Genomic DNA, 17,167 nt, shown 5'->3' on the forward strand with positions numbered 1-17,167 from the left:
GCATTGCTGGCACGAGATGGCGTCCAGAAACGGGAAGAACCGCGACGCTTCCGATGGAGCCGCACGCCGGATTCGAACCGGCGACCATCCGCTTACAAGGCGGGCGCTCTGGCCAACTGAGCTAGTGCGGCAGGCAGTGTCTGGCGAACAGCAGAGGGTGCGGCACCGCTTGCCGGACCCATCTCGCATGCTTGCCGATCCTGACTCACCGGCAGTCGCATAGGGAGCAAGAGCCGGCGCCGCCACATGCTAGTTCGTCACAGCGCGCCGGCGGCAATCACCCGAGCGCCGACAGACCGGCCAGGCTCAACTCAGCTCAGCTCATCATCCCGTCGAAGGCGAGGACGGCTCCGGTGATCATCCGGGCCTCGGGCGAGGAGAGGTAGCGGATCGCACCGCCGATCTCGGCCGGGGAGATGGCCGGCCCGGGCAGGTTCATCATCAGCCGGTCCACCAGCTTGGGCTCGAGGTCCTCGGGGAAGATCGTGGCGACGTGCGCCACCATCGGGGTGTCGATGGTGCCGGGGCAGATCGCGTTGACCCGGATCCCCACCGGCGACAGCTCCAGGGCCAGCGCCTGGGTGAGCGTGGTCAACCCACCCTTCGCGGCGGCGTACGCCGTGGCGTAGGGCTGGGGCACCCGGCCGGCCACCGAGGAGATGTTCACGATGTTGCCGCCGCACGCCTTCAGGTGCGGCAGCGCGGCCTGCATGGTCAGGAACGGGCCCTTGAGGTCGACCGCGTGCACCCGGTCGAACTCCTCCTCGGTGATCTGCTCGAAGCGCCCGAACTGGACCAGGCCCGCCACGTTGGCCAGCACGTCGATCCGGCCGTGCTGGGCGCAGACCTCGATCGCCGCGTCCACCGAGGCCTTCACGCCCACGTTGCACTCCACGTAGGTGACGCCGTCCGGCACGGTCGGGTTGATGTCCAGGCCGAAGACGATGTCACCGGCGTCGCGGAACATCTCGGCGGTCGCGTAACCAACGCCCGACGCGGCGCCCGTGATGACGATGACGCGCGGCTCGGTGGGGGTGGCGTTCATGGCGGCTCTCCGATGTCGAGTGGATGACGGGCCGACCCGGCCCGTGGCAGGACGCTACCAGCGAACTAGAACGCGTTCTAGGAATCTCGGCCCTGGGTACACCTAGGCTGACCGACATGGCATTGCGCATCGTGGCCGGTCGGCCCGACCCCGCGATCATCGGCCTGCCCTGGCAGACCCCGCTCGAGGAGTGGACCGACCAGCACGTCGTCGACCTCCCTCGCGGGCTCTCCCGCCACGTCGTACGCATCGTCGGCCTGGGCGAGGCCACCTACGCGATCAAGGAGACCGTCGAGGAGATCGCCTTCCGGGAGTTCCGCCTGCTGCGCGACCTCCAGCGACTCGACCTGCCTGCGGTGGTCCCCAAGGGTGTGGTCACCGGGCGGGTGGGCGCCGACGGTGAGGAGCTGCCGGCGGCGCTGCTCACCGAGCACCTGCGCTTCTCGGTGCCCTACCGGAGCCTCTTCCGGAACGGGCTGACCGAGGACGAGGTGCCCCACCTCGTCGGTGCGCTCGTCGTCCTGCTCGTACGCCTGCACCTGGCCGGCTTCTTCTGGGGGGACGTCTCGCTCTCCAACGTGCTCTTCCGGCGCAGTGCCGGCGGCTTCGCGGCGTATCTCGTGGACGCGGAGACCGGCGAGCTCCGGGAGACCCTGTCGCCACAGATGCGGGAGTACGACGTCACCATCGCCCGCGAGAACGTCTTCGCCGAGCTGCTCGACCTCCAGGCCGACCTGTGGGCCGACCAGCAGGGGCCGGGCGTGGACGGGCTCGAGGTCGTCGACCTGCTCCAGGAGCGCTACGCCACCCTCTGGGAGGAGCTGACCGCCGAGGAGGAGTTCTCGACCGCCGAGCTGTGGCGGATCGAGCAGCGCATCGAGCGTCTCAACGACCTCGGCTTCGACGTCGAGGAGCTGGACATCGTCACCGACTACGACGGCGACGTGGTCCGGATCCAGCCCCGGGTCGTCGAGCTCGGCCACCACCAGCGCGAGCTCCAGACCCTGACCGGCCTCAGGGTCGAGGACGCCCAGGCCCGGCGACTGCTCAACGACCTGACCTCGTTCACCGCGCACCGGGACCTGGGGCGCGAGGACCGCACGCTGGTCGCCCACGAGTGGCTCTCCACGATCTACGAGCCGATCATGGCGATGATCCCGGCCGACGCCCGCGCCAAGCTGGCGCCCGCCGAGGTGTTCCACGAGGTGCTCGTGCACCGCTGGTACCTCTCCGAGCGGGCCGGCGCCGAGGTGGACATCCTGGAGGCGGCCGAGGACTACATCACCCACGTGCTGTCGCAGAAGCCCGACGAGACCCTTCCGACGAACTGAGCCCCACCGGACGGGGTCCGGCGGGGCTCGGTTCCGGCGCGTGAGGCGCTCCTGGGAAGGATCAGGGGCGACAGACGCGACAAGCGGTGAGGTGGGCGTTGTCCTCGCCCACGGGGCGGAGATCGTCGCGGTGGGCGATCAGGGTGCAGTCGCGACGGTGCATCGTCGTCCCGTCCCCCGCCGTGACCGGCATGGCCGCCACGTCGACGCCGGCGTCGTTGCGAGCGGCCGCCCGCGAGGTCACGTCCGCGAGCACGAGCAGGGTGTCGGCGAGCCGCTTGGAGGACTCCCGGCCGTCGGCCGCGATCCGGGCCAGCCAGGCCCCGAAGTAGAGGAAGCCACCGACGAAGGTCAGCCCGAGCCCCAGCAGACCGCCGGAGACCAGGTAGGAGAGCTGGTCGTACTGGTAGGGCGTGTTGGCCGCGCCGTACCAGCCGAGAACGATCACCACGAGCCCCAGCGGGAGGAGGACCGCACCGGCCCAGAAGAGGATCATCTGGAGCAGCTGGAAGTGGTTGTCCTTGAGCGGGGCGGCGCCCGGAGCGGTGCGGCTCGAAGCGCGCGGCAGCGAGGTCGTGGACATGACGGTCAGGCCTTTCGGAGGTCGGGGAGGCCGCTGTCGAGGCCGTGCGAACAGGAGCCGGAACCACCGAGGGCGAGCAGGCCCGCCCGGCGGAACCAGGAGCCGGCGATCGCTGCCAGGGCGATGGCCCCGAAGAGCAGCGCACCCGGGATGGAGAACAGCGGCGGGAGACCGGCCGCGGTCGGGGCGACCTCGCCGAGGTCACCGTCGACCACCGCGCCGCCGCCGGTGTCGGTGCCGCCGCCGGTGTCGACACCGGTCGAGACCGTGCCGCCGCCACCGGTGGCGCCGCCACCGGTGGCGCCGCCGCCCGTACCGGTGCTGCCTCCGTCACCGCCGGAGCGGTTGTTGTCCGGGATGTCGGTCGGGAACTCCAGCGGTTGCACGGTGTCCACCGTGGCGATCGCGTCGCCGAGCACGACGACGAACTTGGGCGACAGGAACGTGGCGGCCTGGATGACCTTCTTCAGCTCGCCGAACTCGTTCGGGATGCCGCCGACGATCTGGTCGAAGGGGATCGCGTTGAGCTGCGAACGGAGCTTGGAGGAGTCGATCTCGATGCGCAACGCCTCCACCGAGCTGGTCGCCTGGTCGCCGTCGACGGTGTAGTCGGGCTTCGGGGCGATGAACCTGATGCCCAGCGCGTCCAGCGCAGCCGCCGGGTCGTCCGGGAGACCGGGGATCGCGTGGTTCTCCCCCGCGGCCTCGACGCCGTCCGGGCCGATGCGGAACTTCTGGCCGCCGATCGACATGCCCTGGTAGCTGGCCTTGCCGCCGGTGACGCCGGTCGCGCCGTCGCTGGTGACGGTGGCGCGCCCGGAGACGCTCTCGATCGTGATCACGCCGCCGAGCAGGGCGATGTCCTTGGCCGACGCGCGCGAGACCGTGCTGATCAGGTTCGGTGCGGACGTCGTACGGCTGTTCGAGGTGAGGGAGCCGACGTCGACGAGCGCCGCGAGCTCGGGGGGCAGACCCGGGTTGCCGGGCTCGTCCTCGGCGACGCTCGTGCGTCGCTTGCTGGCCGCCGGCGTGGCGTCGAAGGTCGTGCCGAGACGCAGGGCGCCGGGCATGCCGGGAGGGCACGGCAGCGGAGCGATCGGGCAGGGAGCCGTGTCCCCGCCACCGCCGCCCCCGTCGCCACCGTCACCGGAGCCGTTCGGGTCCTGCACGTCGTTGTCCGGCGAGACACCCACCTTGGCGAAGGTGACGTTCTCCGACGCGCTCGAGCGCATGACCATGCCCGGGAACGGCTCGAGGGCGTCCTTCTCGGGGCCGTTCGGGCTCTTCGCATTCGTCTGGAAGGGGTAGCCCTGCTCCCCGACCTCGGGCGGCAGGTGGAGGGCCTCGGCGAAGGTCTTGGCGCCCTCCCCGACCGGTCCGCCCGGCCACAGGTACGTCGAGCGGGCGTGCGAGCTGCTGGAGTCCGCCTCGACCCGGGTGTAGCCGAGCTGGACCTCGAGCTGCGGGCTGTTCGGGATCGGCACCGTGGGCTCGTAGATCTCGAAGCGCAGCGGTGTACCGGATCCGACGGTGCTGAAACCACTGAACGTCGCCGCGGGGCCGGTGGCCTGGGCGCCGGCCATCGGGAGCACGGCGCCGACCAGGCCGGCGGCCAGGAAGGGCGCCATCCGGGCGAGGGGACGGGTCGCTCGAGCCGACAGGTGGCCCGAGGGCCGGTGGGAATGGGACGACCGCGTCATGCGGCACCTCCAAGGATCACGTCGGACATGGTTTCGAGGATCTCGCCGGGCTCGCCGCTGGCCACGATCCGGCCGCCGGACATCACCGCTGCGTAGTCGGAGACCCGCAGGGCAGTGCGGGCGAACTGCTCGATGCAGAGGATCGAGACGCCGCTCTCGGCGATCTGGGCGACGGTGTCGTAGAGCTCGTCCACGATCAGCGGGGCGAGCCCCATGGACAGTTCGTCGAGCAGGAGCAGCGCGGGGTCGGAGGCCAGCGCTCGGGACATGGCGAGCATCTGCTGCTCGCCACCCGACATGGTGCCGGCCAGCTGCCCGCGGCGCTCCAGGAGCCGGGGGAAGTAGGAGAAGGCGGTCTCCAGGACCGCCTCGGTCGCGACACCGGCGTACGACATCAGGGTCAGGTTCTCCTCGACCGTGAGGTTCGGGAAGACCGAGCGTCCCTCGGGGACCGTGCAGAGGCCGAGCCGGGCGAGTTCGTCGGGCTGGGCGCCCTTGACGTTGACCCCACCGAGGTGGATGTCGCCGCCGGTCTGCTCCTTCTGGCCGCTGATCACCTTGACCAGCGTGCTCTTGCCGGCGCCGTTCGGGCCGAGCAGGGCCATCACCGCCCCCTTGGGGACGCTGAGGTTCACGCCCCGGAGGACCTCGATCCGCCCGTAGGCGGCCGTGAGGTCGCAGACCTCCAGGATGGGGACGCTCATCGCAGGCTCTCCTCGGCGGGTACGGCGGGAACCTCGCTGGTCAGCTCCACCGCAGGGATGTCGACCAGGGTCTGGTCGGTGGCCTCGTCGAGCTCGTCGGAGTAGCCGAGGTAGGCCTTCTGCACCCGTGGGTTGGCCCGGACGTCGACCGGGTCGCCGGAGGCGATCACCTCGCCGAAGTCCAGGACGTGGATCTCGTGGCAGACCGACATCACCAGGTCCATGTCGTGCTCGACCATGAGAATGCCCATGCCCTCGCCGGCGAGTCGGACCAGCAGCTCGCCGAAGGCGTCCGTCTCGGTCTCGTCCAGGCCGGAGGAGGGCTCGTCGAGCAGCAGCAGCTTCGGCGCCCCGGCCAGGCAGCGGGCCAGCTCGAGCAGGCGGGCGGTCCCGGTGGGGATCGAGTCGGCACGCTCGTCGGCGTACTGCGAGATGCCGACGGTCTCGAGCAGGTGGTCCACGTCGGCCTGGCTCGGGCGGAGCATGCCCTTCACTCCCCGGTGGATGTCGTGGGCGACCCGCACGTTGTCGCGCACGCTCAGCGACCCGAAGGCCTCGAGCCGCTGGAAGGTGCGCCCCATGCCGCGCTTGGAGCGCCGGTGCACGGCCTGTCCGGTGACGTCCTTGCTGTCGAAGCGGACGCTGCCCTTGGTCGGCTTCTGCAGACCGCTGATCACGTTGAAGCAGGTGGTCTTGCCGGCGCCGTTGGGACCGATCAGGCCGGTGATCCGACCGGCGTGAGCCTCGAAGGTGGCGTGGTTGACCGCGGTCACGCCGCCGAACTGGACGACGACATCGTCGACCTCAAGAAGCGACATGTGCGGGCACCTCCTCCTGCTCTCCATCGTGCTCAACTGCCCCGGGGTCCTCGGAGTTACGAGACCTGCTCGGGATCCGGACCGCCGCACGGAGACCGAAGCGTCGATCGAGGCGGTGGCCCAGACCGAAGAGCAGGTTGGCCAGCCCGTTCGGGTCACGCCCCAGCGCGACCGCGCCGAAGCCCAAGATTGCGAAGATCAGGCCCGCGATCTCGGGCTGAGCACTCTGGGTGACCGGCAGCAGCATCAGGCCGATCCCGCCCAGGGTGGCGCCGGTGACCGAGGTGACGCCGAAGACGACCGCGAGCAGCAGCAGCGGCAGGCTGTTGAAGAACTGGAAGTCGTTGGCGCCGATCGTGCCGCGCAGGCCGGCGAACAGTGCCCCGGCCAGGCCCGCCATACCGGCGGAGAGCCCGAACAGCCCGACCCGGAACCAGCGCATGTTCAGGCCCAGCGTGGTGCAGGCCGCGGGGCTGTCGCGCATCGCGATCAGCAGGCGACCCAGCGTGCCCCGGCGCAGGGCCAGCAGGCCGAAGGCCATCAGCACGAAGAAGACCACCATCACGAGCACGTAGCCGCCGGTCGACTCGATGGCCCTGCCGAAGACGGAGAGCCGGCGCGCCTCGAGGGTGCCGTTGAAGCCGAAGGCGTAGTCGGCCTGGAAGATCATCTTGTCCATCAGCACGCCGAAGGCGAGCGTGGAGAGCGCGAGGTAGAGGCCGGTCAGGCGCAGCACGGGCAGCGCCACCAGCGCCCCGACCCCGGCGGCGATCAGCGCGGCCATGGCCAGCCCGAAGAGAGTCGGGCTGTCGAGCTTGGCGTAGGCCAGCGCCCCGACCCCGGCGAAGGTGAACTGGGCCAGCGAGACGTGGCCGCCGTACCCGGTCAGCAGCACCAGGGAGAGCATCACCATCGCGTAGGTCGCGGCCGTGCCGACCAGGAGCAGGTTGCCCGTCGACATCGAGGTGCTCATCAGCGCGACGAGCACCAGCAGGGCGGCACCCCAGCCGAACGCCTGACGCGCCGAGGGCTGGGGGGCGGAGACGATGCCCTTGACCTGGCCGATCCGCAGCTGAGCCTGGGGCATCAGCACGATCACGGCGAACAGGAAGAGCGCCGGCACCACGGCCCGCACGCCGGCCAGCGAGCCCTGCGAGGGCAGGTAGGCCACGGCGAAGGACTGCAGGATGCCGAGCCCCATCGCGCCGACGAAGGTCAGCGGGAGGCTCTTGAGCTTGCCGAGCATCGCGGCGGCGTACGCGTTGATCACCAGCAGGGTGAGGTCGTAGTAGTTGAGGCCGATGTACGGCGTGAGCAGGATGCCGGCCAGCGCCGCCAGCGAGATGCCGATCGCCCAGGCCAGCGAGGCGACCGTGTCCGGGCGACCGCCGAAGAGCCGGAGCAGCTCGGGATTGTCGACCGAGGCCCGCATGGCCGTCCCGATCCGGGTCCGGTTGAGCAGCAGGTAGAGCAGGCCCGCGACCACCATCGAGAGCAGGATCGTGATGATCTGGTGGGCGGTGACGAAGGTCCCGCCGATGTCGATGCCGCTGCCGGCCATGAACTGCGGAACGGTGCGTGCCGCCGGCGGCCAGACCTGCTGGGCCAGCCCGATGCACCCCACGAAGAGCCCGACGGTGACCACCAGCGCAACGCTGACCGGGCCCTCCCCGAGGCCGCGGGTGACGAAGCGCTGGATGAACCAGCCGATCGCGGGCGCCACCACGCCCAGGACGAGGAAGAGGGCGAGCCACATGGGCATGCCCTGGCGCTGGCTGAAGTCCCAGAAGGTGAAGGCCATCACCATGCCGAAGGCACCGTGCGCGATGTTGAACACCCGCGTCGTCGTGTAGGTCAGCACCAGTCCGCTCGCGGCGATCGCGTACGCCGCGCCCGTGAAGAGCCCGATGATGGTGAACGAGAGCAGTGAGCTCACGGGGTCATCCTCCGATGCCGGTCTTCGTCAGGCGGGCGCGCATCCTCGGACATGCCCTGCCTCCAAAAACTAGAACACGTACTAGTTTTCCGCTCGATGGTGCCACATCCCGGCCGTCTCCGCATCAGGATCAGCTGACGCTGGTCGTCCCGTTGCAGGTGTACTTCGTCCCGCCGAGCGGCACCCAGCGTCCGCCCTTGAGCGTGATGAACCGCCAGCAGTCGCCGGTCCGCTTGGAGCCGACGTTCTGCGGGGACGTGAGGTTGTTGGCGGTCCACTTGTTGACCGTCCTCAGATCCGCGACCATCGCCGGGCGCGAGAGCTTGCCGCCCAGTGCGGTGGCGCGCTCGACGAAGAGCCGGGCCGCCGACCAGGAGAAGGCCCCGAAGAAGCCGGGGGTCGCACCGGGCTTCACCTGCTGCAACCAGTTCAGGTACAGCTGGGTCTCGGGGTTGCTGCCCGCCTCCTCGAAGGGGGTGAAGTTCGTGAAGATGACCGTGCCCTCGACCGCCGAGCCGCCCGACTTCACGTACTCGGGGGTGTAGGCGGTGGGGTCGAGGATGTAGATCTTCGGCTTGAAGCTCTGCTGCTCCATCGCCTGGGCCAGCCGGACCGCCTGCTGGTAGGCGCCGATGAACTGGACGTACTCGATGCCCTTGTCCTTCATGGACTGCACGTACGGCGCGTAGTTGAACTCCGAGACGTCGATGCCCTGGAGGTACTTGAACTTCATCCCACGCTTGTTCATCGCGTCGGACTGGGTCTTGCCGTTCTCCGCAGCCGCACCGGCGTTGATGTAGAGCATCGCGGCGTTCTGACCGGCGCTGCCGTAGTTCTTCAGCACGAAGTCGGGCACGGCGTTCTGGAACTCGGTCGCCTTGGTCGACTGGGCGCCGAAGCAGGTGGTGCAGGCATAACGGGCCCGGGTCACCGCCGCCGACCGGATGTCCGGCATGCCGCAGTTCTGGGCGGTGGCCGCGCCGCCGGAGTCGAAGGCCGACATCGAGCCGACCATCGCGAAGACCTCGTCGCAGGCGCGGGTGTACGACTGCTGGTCGGCCGCGGCGTCGGTGCGGCTGTCGTAGGACTTGAGTTCGAGACTGCGGCCGCAGATCTTCGCGCCGGAGGCGTTGAAGTAGGCGACGTACGCCTTGGTGGCCTCCTGGGCCGACTCGAACAGGCCGGGCACCGGCCCACTGACGTCGGAGGAGTTGCCGATGATGATCTTGTCGTCGGTCACGCCGGTCTGGTTCTTGAAGCCGGCACACGACGCGGCCTTGCCGTCGCCGTTGGGGGCCTCACCGGTGCCGCCACCGCCACCGCCGCCGCTCGAGCCACCGGTGGAGCTGCCGCCGCCCGAGGAGGTGCTGCCACCCCCACCACCGGAGGAGGTCGTGCCGCCGCCGTCGATGGAGCCGGTGTCACCGCCCGGGGAGGTGCCCGGGTCGACACCGCCGTCCGTGAAGCCACCACCGGTACCACCGGCCGCCGTGCCGCCACCCTGGCCGTTGCCGAAGCCACCGGCCCCGACGACGTCGTTGGGATCGAGCTGCGATCCGCAGGCCGCCAGGGTCAGCGACAGCGCCACTGCGGCCACACCGAGAGAGACCCGGCCGAGCGGGGTCGAGGCAGAGCGGGAAAGACGAAGCCGACGCACAGGCCCTCCAAAAACTAGAACAGGTACCACCGATAACGAGGCAAGGCTCTCAAAGGTGACGGGGCCCACGGTTCGAGTCCGGGGAGTGGTCCAGTCGGGGGCCCGGTCCGGCTCCAGCATGACCGGGTCCGAGCGTCAGCGCAGGAGATCGCGACCGATGACCATTCGCTGGATCTGGTTGGTGCCCTCGAAGATCTGGGTGACCTTCGCATCCCGGAAGAGCCGCTCGACCGGGTACTCCCGGGTGTAGCCGTTGCCGGCGAGGACCTGGACGGCGTCCGTGGTCACCCGCATCGCGGCGTCGGTGGCGGTGAGCTTGGCGATGGAGGCCTGGCGCGAGAACGGTCGCCCGGCGTCCTTGAGCCGCGCCGCGTGCAGGTACGTCGCCCGCGCCCGCTCGACCTCGGCCGCCATGTCGGCCAGCAGGAACTGCATGCCCTGGAACGCACCGATCGGCTTGCCGAACTGCTCACGCTCGCCGGCGTACTCCACCGCATGGGCCAGCGCCGCCTGCGCGATCCCCGTGGCGACGGCCGCGATCCCCAGCCGGCCGGCGTCCAGGGCGGAGAGAGCGACCCTCATCCCTCTCCCCTCGGCGCCGATCAGGTGCGTCGCCGGGATCCGGGCGCCCTCGAAGATCACCTGGGTGGTGACGTCACAGGCCAGGCCCATCTTCTTCTCCGGAGGACCGAAGCTCATGCCCTCGGTGTCGGCCGGCACGACGAACGCCGAGAGGCCGCCCTTGGCGTCCTCGGAGGTGCGCGCGAAGAGGATGTAGTAGTCGGCGCACGAGCCGTTGCTGATCCACTGCTTGGTGCCGGTGACGACGTACTCGTCGCCATCGCGGACCGCCTTGGTGCGGATCCCCGAGACGTCCGAGCCGGCCTGGGGCTCGGAGAGGCAGTAGGCGCCCAACCAGTCCCCCGACAGCATCTGCGGCAGCCAGTGGGCGCGCTGCTCGTCGTTGGCGTTGCCGTCGACGACCGAGGCGGTCAACGAGTGCACGCTCGTGCCGACCGCGACGCTCGGCCAGGCGGTGGCGATCTCCTCGACCACCTGGAGGTAGACCTCGTAGGGCTGCGCTCCCCCACCGAACTCCTCGGCGAAGGGCAGGCTGAGCAGCCCCGAACTGCCCAGCAGACGGTAGGCGTCGACGGGGAAGGCCGCCTGCTCCTCGAGTTCGTCCACCTGCGGAGCGAGCTCCTTGGTGGCGATCTCGCGCGTCAACTGGAGGAGGGCCTCGGCCTCGTCGGTGGGCAGGAGTCGGTCAACGGTCGTGGCCATGCCTCGATCGTAGTGCCGAGCCTTCGGGCGACTCGTCTCCCTCGGGGGAGCCCTCGTTCGGGCTCAGGTAGAGCGGGATGAACTCGCCGACCTCGAAGACGCCGTTGGTCTGCAGCAGCACCGGCTGGATGCCGACCGGCCGGGAGTCGCGGTAGGTGACCAGGCTGACCTGGGCGGTACGGCGCGGCTTGCTGCCGACCGCGATCGCGTAGGCCGCACCCCCGGTGGTGCCGGTGGTGTACGTGTAGCCGGCCTTGCCGTCCGCGCCCATCACCCGGACCGGGCCGACCTGGACGTGCACGTGGCCGGCGAGGACCAGGTCGACGCAGCCGCGCTCGAGCGCCTCGGTACCGAGGTCGGAGTCGTGGACGAGGATCGTGGTGACCCGCTCGTCGGCCTCGCAGGCGGCGTCGGCCAGCCGGCTGCCCACCTCGTCGAAGCTGAGGCCGGTCTCGTCGCGCCAGCTGCCCAGACCACTCGAGCGGGGGTCGTCCACGCCCAGCAGCGTGGTGTCACCGGGTCCGTCCACGACCTGGCCGTCGAGCATCGTCCAGCCCAGGTCGCTGAGGTAGTCGTGCACGAAGCCGCCGTGGTCGTGGTTGCCGGCGACGCCGAAGCGGTCGAGGTCGGCGAAGGCCTCGTCGACGGAGTCCAGCGAGAACGCCTCCCAGCGCGCGCCGGTCGAGGTGTCGTCACCGGCGTTGAAGACCGCCGTGGCGCCGCCGGCGTCGCCGATGGCCCGGGCCACGGCGTCCATGCCGATGTTGTCGTGCCGGTCGGAGACGAGGACGACCACGGTCTCGTCCTCCTCGGGCTCGCGCAGGTTCAACTCCGCGGCCGCCTCCGCGGCACGGGTGTAGAACTTCTGCGACTTGTCGTAGGTGGCGATCGCACTGTCGATCAGCCGCTGGCTCTGCCGGGTGGTCACGTCACCGCGCACCTCGACCCGGTCGAGCTCGGCGGGGATCGTGATCTCCGGCCCCAGCAGCTCGGCCAGCGGGATCCACTCCTTCTCGTCCGCGACCAGGGCGCGTTGCCGGTCCCACGGCTGCCAGAGCGCGAGGGTCAGAGCGACGACGAGCAGGGCGGCGAGCGCCCCCTGCCGACTCCAGGAGCGACGGACGAGCTCACGGCGACGGGCGCTGCCCAGCACCAGCCAGACCAGGATCGGGAGGAGCCCCAGCGCGGCACCGCGCAGGGCGGCGTCGAACGCCATGTCGAGCATGGCCTTCTCGACCTTGGCGACCTGGCCCTCGGGCTGGGAGGCGATGTAGGCGTAGCGCTTGACCAGCTCCTCGGTGGAGCGGGCGTCGGTCTTGCCGAGACTGATGTCGACGCCCAGGCGACGGTCCGTGCTCATCCGCAGGTCGGGCAGGACGGGCCCGGTGGAGATCACCATCTGTCCGTGCAGGGCCGGGCGCACCACGGCGTCATGGCTGGCCAGCACCACGGTCCGGCTGCTGACGAAGAACAGCACCGTCGCCGCCATGGCGGCCAGGGCCGCCCACACCGCGACGAAGAGCGCGATGCGGGAGAGCCGCAACGTGTGACCCAGCAGCACTCGGCCGGTGCTCTCGCTCGCCGACATCAGCGGGTCAGGCTCGTGACTGGGCGATGGCGTAAAGGGTGACCGAGGCGGCGACGCCGGCGTTCAGCGACTCAACCTGGTTGGCCATCGGGATCGACAGCAGCTGGTCGCAGGTCTCGGCGACCAGGCGGGACAGACCGTTGCCCTCGGAGCCGACGACCAGGACGAGCGGGCCATCGCCGAGCTCGAAGTCGGGCAGCGTGACGTCCCCGTCGGCAGCCAGACCGACGACCATGCAGCCGGCGTCCTGGTAGGCCTTGAGTTGCCGGACCAGGTTGACCGCCTGGGCGACCGGGATCCGAGCGGCGGCGCCGGCACTGGTCTTCCAGGCCGAGGCAGTCATGCCGGCGGCGCGACGCTCGGGGATCAGCACGCCGTGCGCGCCGAAGCCGGCGGCACTACGGATGACCGCGCCGAGGTTGCGCGGATCGGTGACCGAGTCGAGCGCCACGATCAGCGGCGGCTCGCCGGCGTCGGCCGCGACCTGGAGCAGGTCGTCGGCGTGGGCGTACTCGTACGACGGGATCCGGGCGGCGAGGCCCTGGTGCACGGCGCCGGCGGTCATCCGGTCCATCTCACCGCGGCTCACCTCGAGCAGGTTGAGCCCCTGCTCGGCAGCGAGCTTGAACGCCTCGCGCAGGCGGCCGTCGCGCTCGGCGCCCTCGGCGACGTAGACGCCGGTGATCGGGATGTTGGCGCGCAGCGCCTCCACGACGGAGTTGCGACCTGCCACCCACTCGGCGTCGGTGCTGCCGGTGTTGCGGCGCTTGGGGCGCGCGGCGGCGGCCTTGTCGACCTTGTTGGCGGCCTTGTAGACCTTGTGGTTGGGACGATCCTTGGCCTTGGGCGTCGGCCCACGACCCTCGAGCCCGCGACGGACGCGACCTCCGGAGCCGGCGGTGGGGTTGCCCTTGCCGGACTTCTTGATCGAGCCCTTGCGCTGCGAATTGCCTGCCATGTCAGAGCTTCTCTGTTCCTAGTGACCACCGGGGACCGGTGGGGGTGTCGTCGATCTCGATGCCGGCAGCCTTGATCTGGTCACGGATCGCGTCTGCAGCGGCGAAGTCCTTCGCCGCCCGCGCCCGAGCGCGCTGGTCGAGCAGGCCGCGGACGAGAGCGTCCACTGCTTCGGTGAGCCGGGAGTCCTGCTCGGACCCTCCGGCGGTGAAGGCCGGTGACTGCGGGTGCAGCCCGAGCACGTCGAGCATGGCCAGCACCGACGCGGCGTTGCCGCGCAGGGCCGGGGTGTCGCCGTCGGCGAGCAGCTTGTTGCCCTCGCGGACGACGTCGTGGATGGCGCCGACGGCGGCGGGGGTGCCGAGGTCGTCGTCCATCGCCTCGATGAACTCCGAGCAGGCCATGCCGCCGGCCGGGATCTCGCCGACCACGTCACGCACCCGGTCGAGGAACGCCTCGATCCGGCGGAACGCGACCGCGGACTCCTCCAGCGCCTCGAAGCTGAACTCCACGTGGCTGCGGTAGTGCGCCGCGACGAGGTAGTAGCGCAGTTCGATGCCGCGGAAGCGCTCGAGGACCGAGGGGATCAGCAGCGAGTTGCCGAGCGACTTGCTCATCTTCTCGCCGGCGGTGGTGATCCAGGCGTTGTGCATCCAGTACGACGCGAACCGGTGACCGGCGGCGCGGGACTGGGCCTGCTCGTTCTCGTGGTGCGGGAAGCGCAGGTCGACGCCGCCGCCGTGGATGTCGAAGGCGGTGCCGAGGTACTTGCCGGCCATCGCGGAGCACTCGATGTGCCAGCCGGGACGACCCGGTCCCCAGGGGGAGGGCCAGGCGGCGGTCTCGGGCTCGGTGGCCTTCTTCCAGCCCTTCCACAGCGCGAAGTCGCGGGGGTCGCGCTTGCCGCGCGGGTCCGCGTCCTCCGCGGCCTCCATGTCGTCGAGCTTCTGCCGGGTCAGCTCGCCGTAGGACGGCCACGACCGAACGTCGAAGTAGACGTCGCCGGAGCCGTCGGCCGCCGCGTAGGCGTGGCCCTTCGTGATCAGCGTCGAGATCAGCTCGACCATCTCGGGGACGTGACCGGTGGCGGCGGGCTCGTAGGTCGGCGGCGCGACGTTCAGCGCGGTGTAGGCGCGGTCGAGCTCGCGGTGCATCGCGTAGGCGAGGTTGTACCAGGGACGGCCCTGCTCGGCGGCCTTGATCAAGATCTTGTCGTCGATGTCGGTGATGTTGCGGATGAACGTCACGTCGAAGCCGGAGAAGCGCAGCCAGCGCTGGAGGACGTCGAAGTTGACCGCGGAGCGCACGTGACCGACGTGCGGCTCGGACTGGACCGTCAGTCCGCAGACGTAGATGCTCGCCTTCCCCTCCTCGAGGGGGACGAAGTCGCGGACTTCGCGGGTCGCGGTGTCATGGAGCCTGAGGGTCACCCGCCCCAGTCTAGGGGCGGTGGTGTGACTCCCGCGCATCGACGGATCGTGTGACTCCCGGGACGGATGGGGTTCGGACGGGTACCGTCTTCGGGTGCCCACACCCCCCCTGGTGCTCACCGTGGTGCTGCTCGTCGCCGCACTCCTGCCCACCTCCGCCGCGCCCCTGCCCGCGACCGCTGCTGCGGCGCCCGCGGCGGCTGCCGCCGAGCCCCGCCAGATCGGCTACGCCCAGTGGACCAGCGGAGCGGACTTCCGCTCCGGACGGCTGCTCGGGGTCCGGTCCAGCAAGGGTCGGGTCACGCTCAAGGAGCCCACCCGCCAGCGCCGGTACGACGGCCGTCGCTACGACATGGGGACGTGGATCTCGCCGTGGGTCGCCTCCCCCTTCGACTTCACCGAACTGGTGGCCTCCTGGGTCGCCAGGACGCCGCGGGACAGCTGGATCGAGGTCCAGGTCCGCGGCCGCGACCGGGCCGGGTCGCGGGCCAGTTGGGACACGTTGGCCCGCTGGGCGGCGGGTGACCGCTTCGTACGGCGTACGACGGTCTCCGGGCAGTCCGACGACCTCGCGGACGTCAACGTGGACACCTGGCGCACCTCGGGCCTGGCCGCCTGGCAGCTCCGGGTGCGGCTGATGCGCAAGGCAGGTGCCACCAGGAAGTCGCCGCGCCTGGAGTCCGTGGGCGCGATGACCTCCCGGCTGCCCCCGAGCAGCGGCGTCACGGCGTCGACGCCGCGGCGGGCCGCGGCCGGTGTGGTGCTGGACGTGCCCCGGTACTCGCAGATGGTGCACCAGGGCCACTACCCCGCCTGGGGCAACGGCGGCGAGGCGTGGTGCGCGCCCACGTCGACGTCGATGGTGCTGGGCTACTACGACGCACTGCCGCCGGCGAAAGCGTGGTCCTGGGTGCCCGACGGGCACGAGGACCCGTGGGTCGACCTGGCCGCGCGGTCGACGTACGACGCGGAGTACGAGGGCACCGGCAACTGGCCCTTCAACACGGCGTACGCCGGGACCCGCACGGGTGAGGCGTTCGTGACCCGGCTGCGTTCGCTGCGGGAGGCCGAGAAGTTCATCCTGGCCGGCATCCCGGTGATCGCGTCCATCGCGTTCGGGTCCGGAGAGCTCGGCGGCACCCCGATCTCGGCGAGCAACGGCCACCTGCTGGTGATCGTGGGCTTCACCGCCGACGGTGACGTGGTGGTCAACGACCCCGCTGCCCGGGAGCGTGCCGGAGTCCGCCGCACCTACGACCGTGGCGAGTTCGAGAACGCCTGGCTGCCGAAGTCCGGCGGGCTGGTCTTCATCGTGACCGACCGGAACCACCCGCTGCCGGAGAGCAACGCCTCGAACTGGTGAGACACCGCCCGTAGGTTGGTGACGTGCCTGGATCGGAACGGTTGCTGGCCGGCCACGCGGATGCCGCATGGCTGCCTCCCGGAGATCGGGCCGACGTCGTGCCGGCCGGGCCGGATCCCCAGCTGCCGAGCCCCGTCTGCGTCGTACGGCTGCTGGTGACACGTGGCCGGGAGGTCCTGACCGTGTCCCGCGCGGACGGCCGGGGCCTCGACCTGCCGATGGTGACGGTGGACGGTAACGAAGTCGCCGAGTGCGTCCAGGACCTCGTGATCGGCGCCACGTCCCCTGGCACGTGGCTCGGTGCGGGTGCGGCATCGGCCGAGCTGGGTGAGCGGCACTGGTGGCCGTTGGCGACTCATGTGCCGGGCTGGTGAGGGTCTGGACGTGCCACAGGCCCCGCCGGCGTTGCTGCGGCGGGGTGTGGTGCGGTCAGGGTCTGCCGTACGCCAGGGGCTCGGGTGGATGGGCCGGCGGTGGTCGGCGGTCGCGGCTGACATCCGCCGTGCCGGTGGCATCGCGGACGTAGGTGTAGCCGTGCGGGCTGTTCCACAGGAACGATCCCGGATCGAGGCGGGTGTAGCGCCAGCCGCCGTGGGTCTTGAGCCGGTGGTGGCTGCGGCACAACGGCGCAATGTTGTCGGAGGCGGTGCTGCCACCGGCGTCGTAGGGCTGGATGTGGTCGCTGTCGCAGCCCCGGGCCGACCGGGTGCACCACGGAAACACGCAGGTCGGGTTGAGCAGCACCGACTGCTCGCGGATCCGGTCGGGGAC

At 70.6% G+C, this 17,167-nt stretch carries 15 protein-coding genes and 1 tRNA gene; 3 read left to right on the forward strand and 13 right to left on the reverse strand.

What is annotated here, in order from left to right; translation table 11 throughout:
• Positions 1–54 precede the first annotated feature (54 nt).
• A tRNA-Thr gene (locus tag ABZE72_RS10180) sits at positions 55–131 on the reverse strand.
• Between the two features lie 185 nt (positions 132–316).
• Positions 317–1,045, reverse strand: a complete 729-nt coding sequence (locus tag ABZE72_RS10185) for an SDR family NAD(P)-dependent oxidoreductase (RefSeq protein ID WP_372728913.1) — start codon at positions 1,043–1,045, stop codon at positions 317–319.
• Positions 1,046–1,161: 116 nt separating this feature from the next.
• On the opposite strand from ABZE72_RS10185, the gene ABZE72_RS10190 reads away from it, so the two are divergent.
• Positions 1,162–2,376, forward strand: coding sequence for a DUF4032 domain-containing protein (locus tag ABZE72_RS10190; RefSeq protein ID WP_372728914.1), 1,215 nt, complete (start codon positions 1,162–1,164; stop codon positions 2,374–2,376).
• A gap of 61 nt (positions 2,377–2,437) precedes the next feature.
• Here ABZE72_RS10190 and ABZE72_RS10195 read toward each other — a convergent pair whose 3' ends face one another.
• The 10 genes from ABZE72_RS10195 to cysS all read right to left on the reverse strand — a co-directional run bounded on the left by ABZE72_RS10195 (position 2,438) and on the right by cysS (position 15,033).
• On the reverse strand, positions 2,438–2,959 hold the full coding sequence (locus ABZE72_RS10195; protein ID WP_372728915.1) for a hypothetical protein: 522 nt from the start codon (positions 2,957–2,959) through the stop codon (positions 2,438–2,440).
• Between the two features lie 5 nt (positions 2,960–2,964).
• On the reverse strand, positions 2,965–4,659 hold the full coding sequence (locus ABZE72_RS10200; protein WP_372728916.1) for a choice-of-anchor P family protein: 1,695 nt from the start codon (positions 4,657–4,659) through the stop codon (positions 2,965–2,967).
• Positions 4,656–5,363, reverse strand: a complete 708-nt coding sequence (locus ABZE72_RS10205; RefSeq protein WP_372728917.1) for an ABC transporter ATP-binding protein — start codon at positions 5,361–5,363, stop codon at positions 4,656–4,658. Before ABZE72_RS10205 ends, ABZE72_RS10200 begins: the two co-directional genes overlap by 4 nt.
• Entirely contained in the window at positions 5,360–6,181 is an 822-nt protein-coding gene (locus ABZE72_RS10210) for an ABC transporter ATP-binding protein (RefSeq protein WP_372728918.1), read from the reverse strand. The genes ABZE72_RS10205 and ABZE72_RS10210 overlap by 4 nt, the downstream gene beginning before the upstream one ends.
• On the reverse strand, positions 6,168–8,117 hold the full coding sequence (locus tag ABZE72_RS10215; RefSeq protein ID WP_372728919.1) for an inner-membrane translocator: 1,950 nt from the start codon (positions 8,115–8,117) through the stop codon (positions 6,168–6,170). Before ABZE72_RS10215 ends, ABZE72_RS10210 begins: the two co-directional genes overlap by 14 nt.
• Before the next feature lie 130 nt (positions 8,118–8,247).
• Positions 8,248–9,714 (reverse strand): ABC transporter substrate-binding protein, encoded by a 1,467-nt coding sequence (locus ABZE72_RS10220; RefSeq protein ID WP_372728920.1) that lies wholly within the window; start codon positions 9,712–9,714, stop codon positions 8,248–8,250.
• 195 nt (positions 9,715–9,909) lie between these two features.
• Complete coding sequence (locus ABZE72_RS10225; RefSeq protein WP_372728921.1) at positions 9,910–11,058, reverse strand: acyl-CoA dehydrogenase family protein; 1,149 nt, start codon at positions 11,056–11,058, stop codon at positions 9,910–9,912.
• Positions 11,042–12,646, reverse strand: a complete 1,605-nt coding sequence (locus ABZE72_RS10230) for a metallophosphoesterase (RefSeq protein ID WP_372728922.1) — start codon at positions 12,644–12,646, stop codon at positions 11,042–11,044. Before ABZE72_RS10230 ends, ABZE72_RS10225 begins: the two co-directional genes overlap by 17 nt.
• A gap of 7 nt (positions 12,647–12,653) precedes the next feature.
• The gene (gene rlmB / locus ABZE72_RS10235) at positions 12,654–13,604 is read right to left on the reverse strand and encodes a 23S rRNA (guanosine(2251)-2'-O)-methyltransferase RlmB (protein ID WP_372728923.1); all 951 of its coding nucleotides are present in this window, start codon (positions 13,602–13,604) and stop codon (positions 12,654–12,656) included.
• Between the two features lies 1 nt (position 13,605).
• A complete protein-coding gene (cysS, locus tag ABZE72_RS10240) occupies positions 13,606–15,033 on the reverse strand; it encodes a cysteine--tRNA ligase (RefSeq protein ID WP_372728924.1) in 1,428 nt (475 codons plus the stop codon).
• Positions 15,034–15,127: 94 nt separating this feature from the next.
• Here cysS and ABZE72_RS10245 point away from each other — a divergent pair, with 94 nt between their 5' ends.
• Together ABZE72_RS10245 and ABZE72_RS10250 are read left to right on the forward strand one after the other, a co-directional pair.
• On the forward strand, positions 15,128–16,396 hold the full coding sequence (locus tag ABZE72_RS10245; protein WP_372728925.1) for a C39 family peptidase: 1,269 nt from the start codon (positions 15,128–15,130) through the stop codon (positions 16,394–16,396).
• A 23-nt stretch (positions 16,397–16,419) separates the two neighbouring features.
• Positions 16,420–16,770, forward strand: a complete 351-nt coding sequence (locus tag ABZE72_RS10250) for a hypothetical protein (RefSeq protein ID WP_372728926.1) — start codon at positions 16,420–16,422, stop codon at positions 16,768–16,770.
• A gap of 55 nt (positions 16,771–16,825) precedes the next feature.
• Here the strand turns inward: ABZE72_RS10250 and ABZE72_RS10255 are convergent.
• Positions 16,826–17,167 (reverse strand): HNH endonuclease signature motif containing protein (locus ABZE72_RS10255; RefSeq protein ID WP_372728927.1); only part of this gene is annotated, 342 nt, incomplete at its 5' end.

This window comes from Nocardioides sp. (genome assembly GCF_041600255.1).
In the GTDB taxonomy this organism is placed as follows: domain Bacteria; phylum Actinomycetota; class Actinomycetes; order Propionibacteriales; family Nocardioidaceae; genus Nocardioides.

Coding starts and splice junctions, on each gene's coding strand:
- ABZE72_RS10200 (WP_372728916.1), bottom strand. CDS start 4,659: ATGACGCGGTCGTCCCATTCCCACCGGCCCTCGGGCCACCTGTCGGCT.
- ABZE72_RS10195 (WP_372728915.1), bottom strand. CDS start 2,959: ATGTCCACGACCTCGCTGCCGCGCGCTTCGAGCCGCACCGCTCCGGGC.
- ABZE72_RS10190 (WP_372728914.1), top strand. CDS start 1,162: ATGGCATTGCGCATCGTGGCCGGTCGGCCCGACCCCGCGATCATCGGC.
- ABZE72_RS10185 (WP_372728913.1), bottom strand. CDS start 1,045: ATGAACGCCACCCCCACCGAGCCGCGCGTCATCGTCATCACGGGCGCC.
- ABZE72_RS10230 (WP_372728922.1), bottom strand. CDS start 12,646: ATGTCGGCGAGCGAGAGCACCGGCCGAGTGCTGCTGGGTCACACGTTG.
- rlmB (WP_372728923.1), bottom strand. CDS start 13,604: ATGGCAGGCAATTCGCAGCGCAAGGGCTCGATCAAGAAGTCCGGCAAG.
- ABZE72_RS10210 (WP_372728918.1), bottom strand. CDS start 6,181: ATGTCGCTTCTTGAGGTCGACGATGTCGTCGTCCAGTTCGGCGGCGTG.
- ABZE72_RS10205 (WP_372728917.1), bottom strand. CDS start 5,363: ATGAGCGTCCCCATCCTGGAGGTCTGCGACCTCACGGCCGCCTACGGG.
- ABZE72_RS10225 (WP_372728921.1), bottom strand. CDS start 11,058: ATGGCCACGACCGTTGACCGACTCCTGCCCACCGACGAGGCCGAGGCC.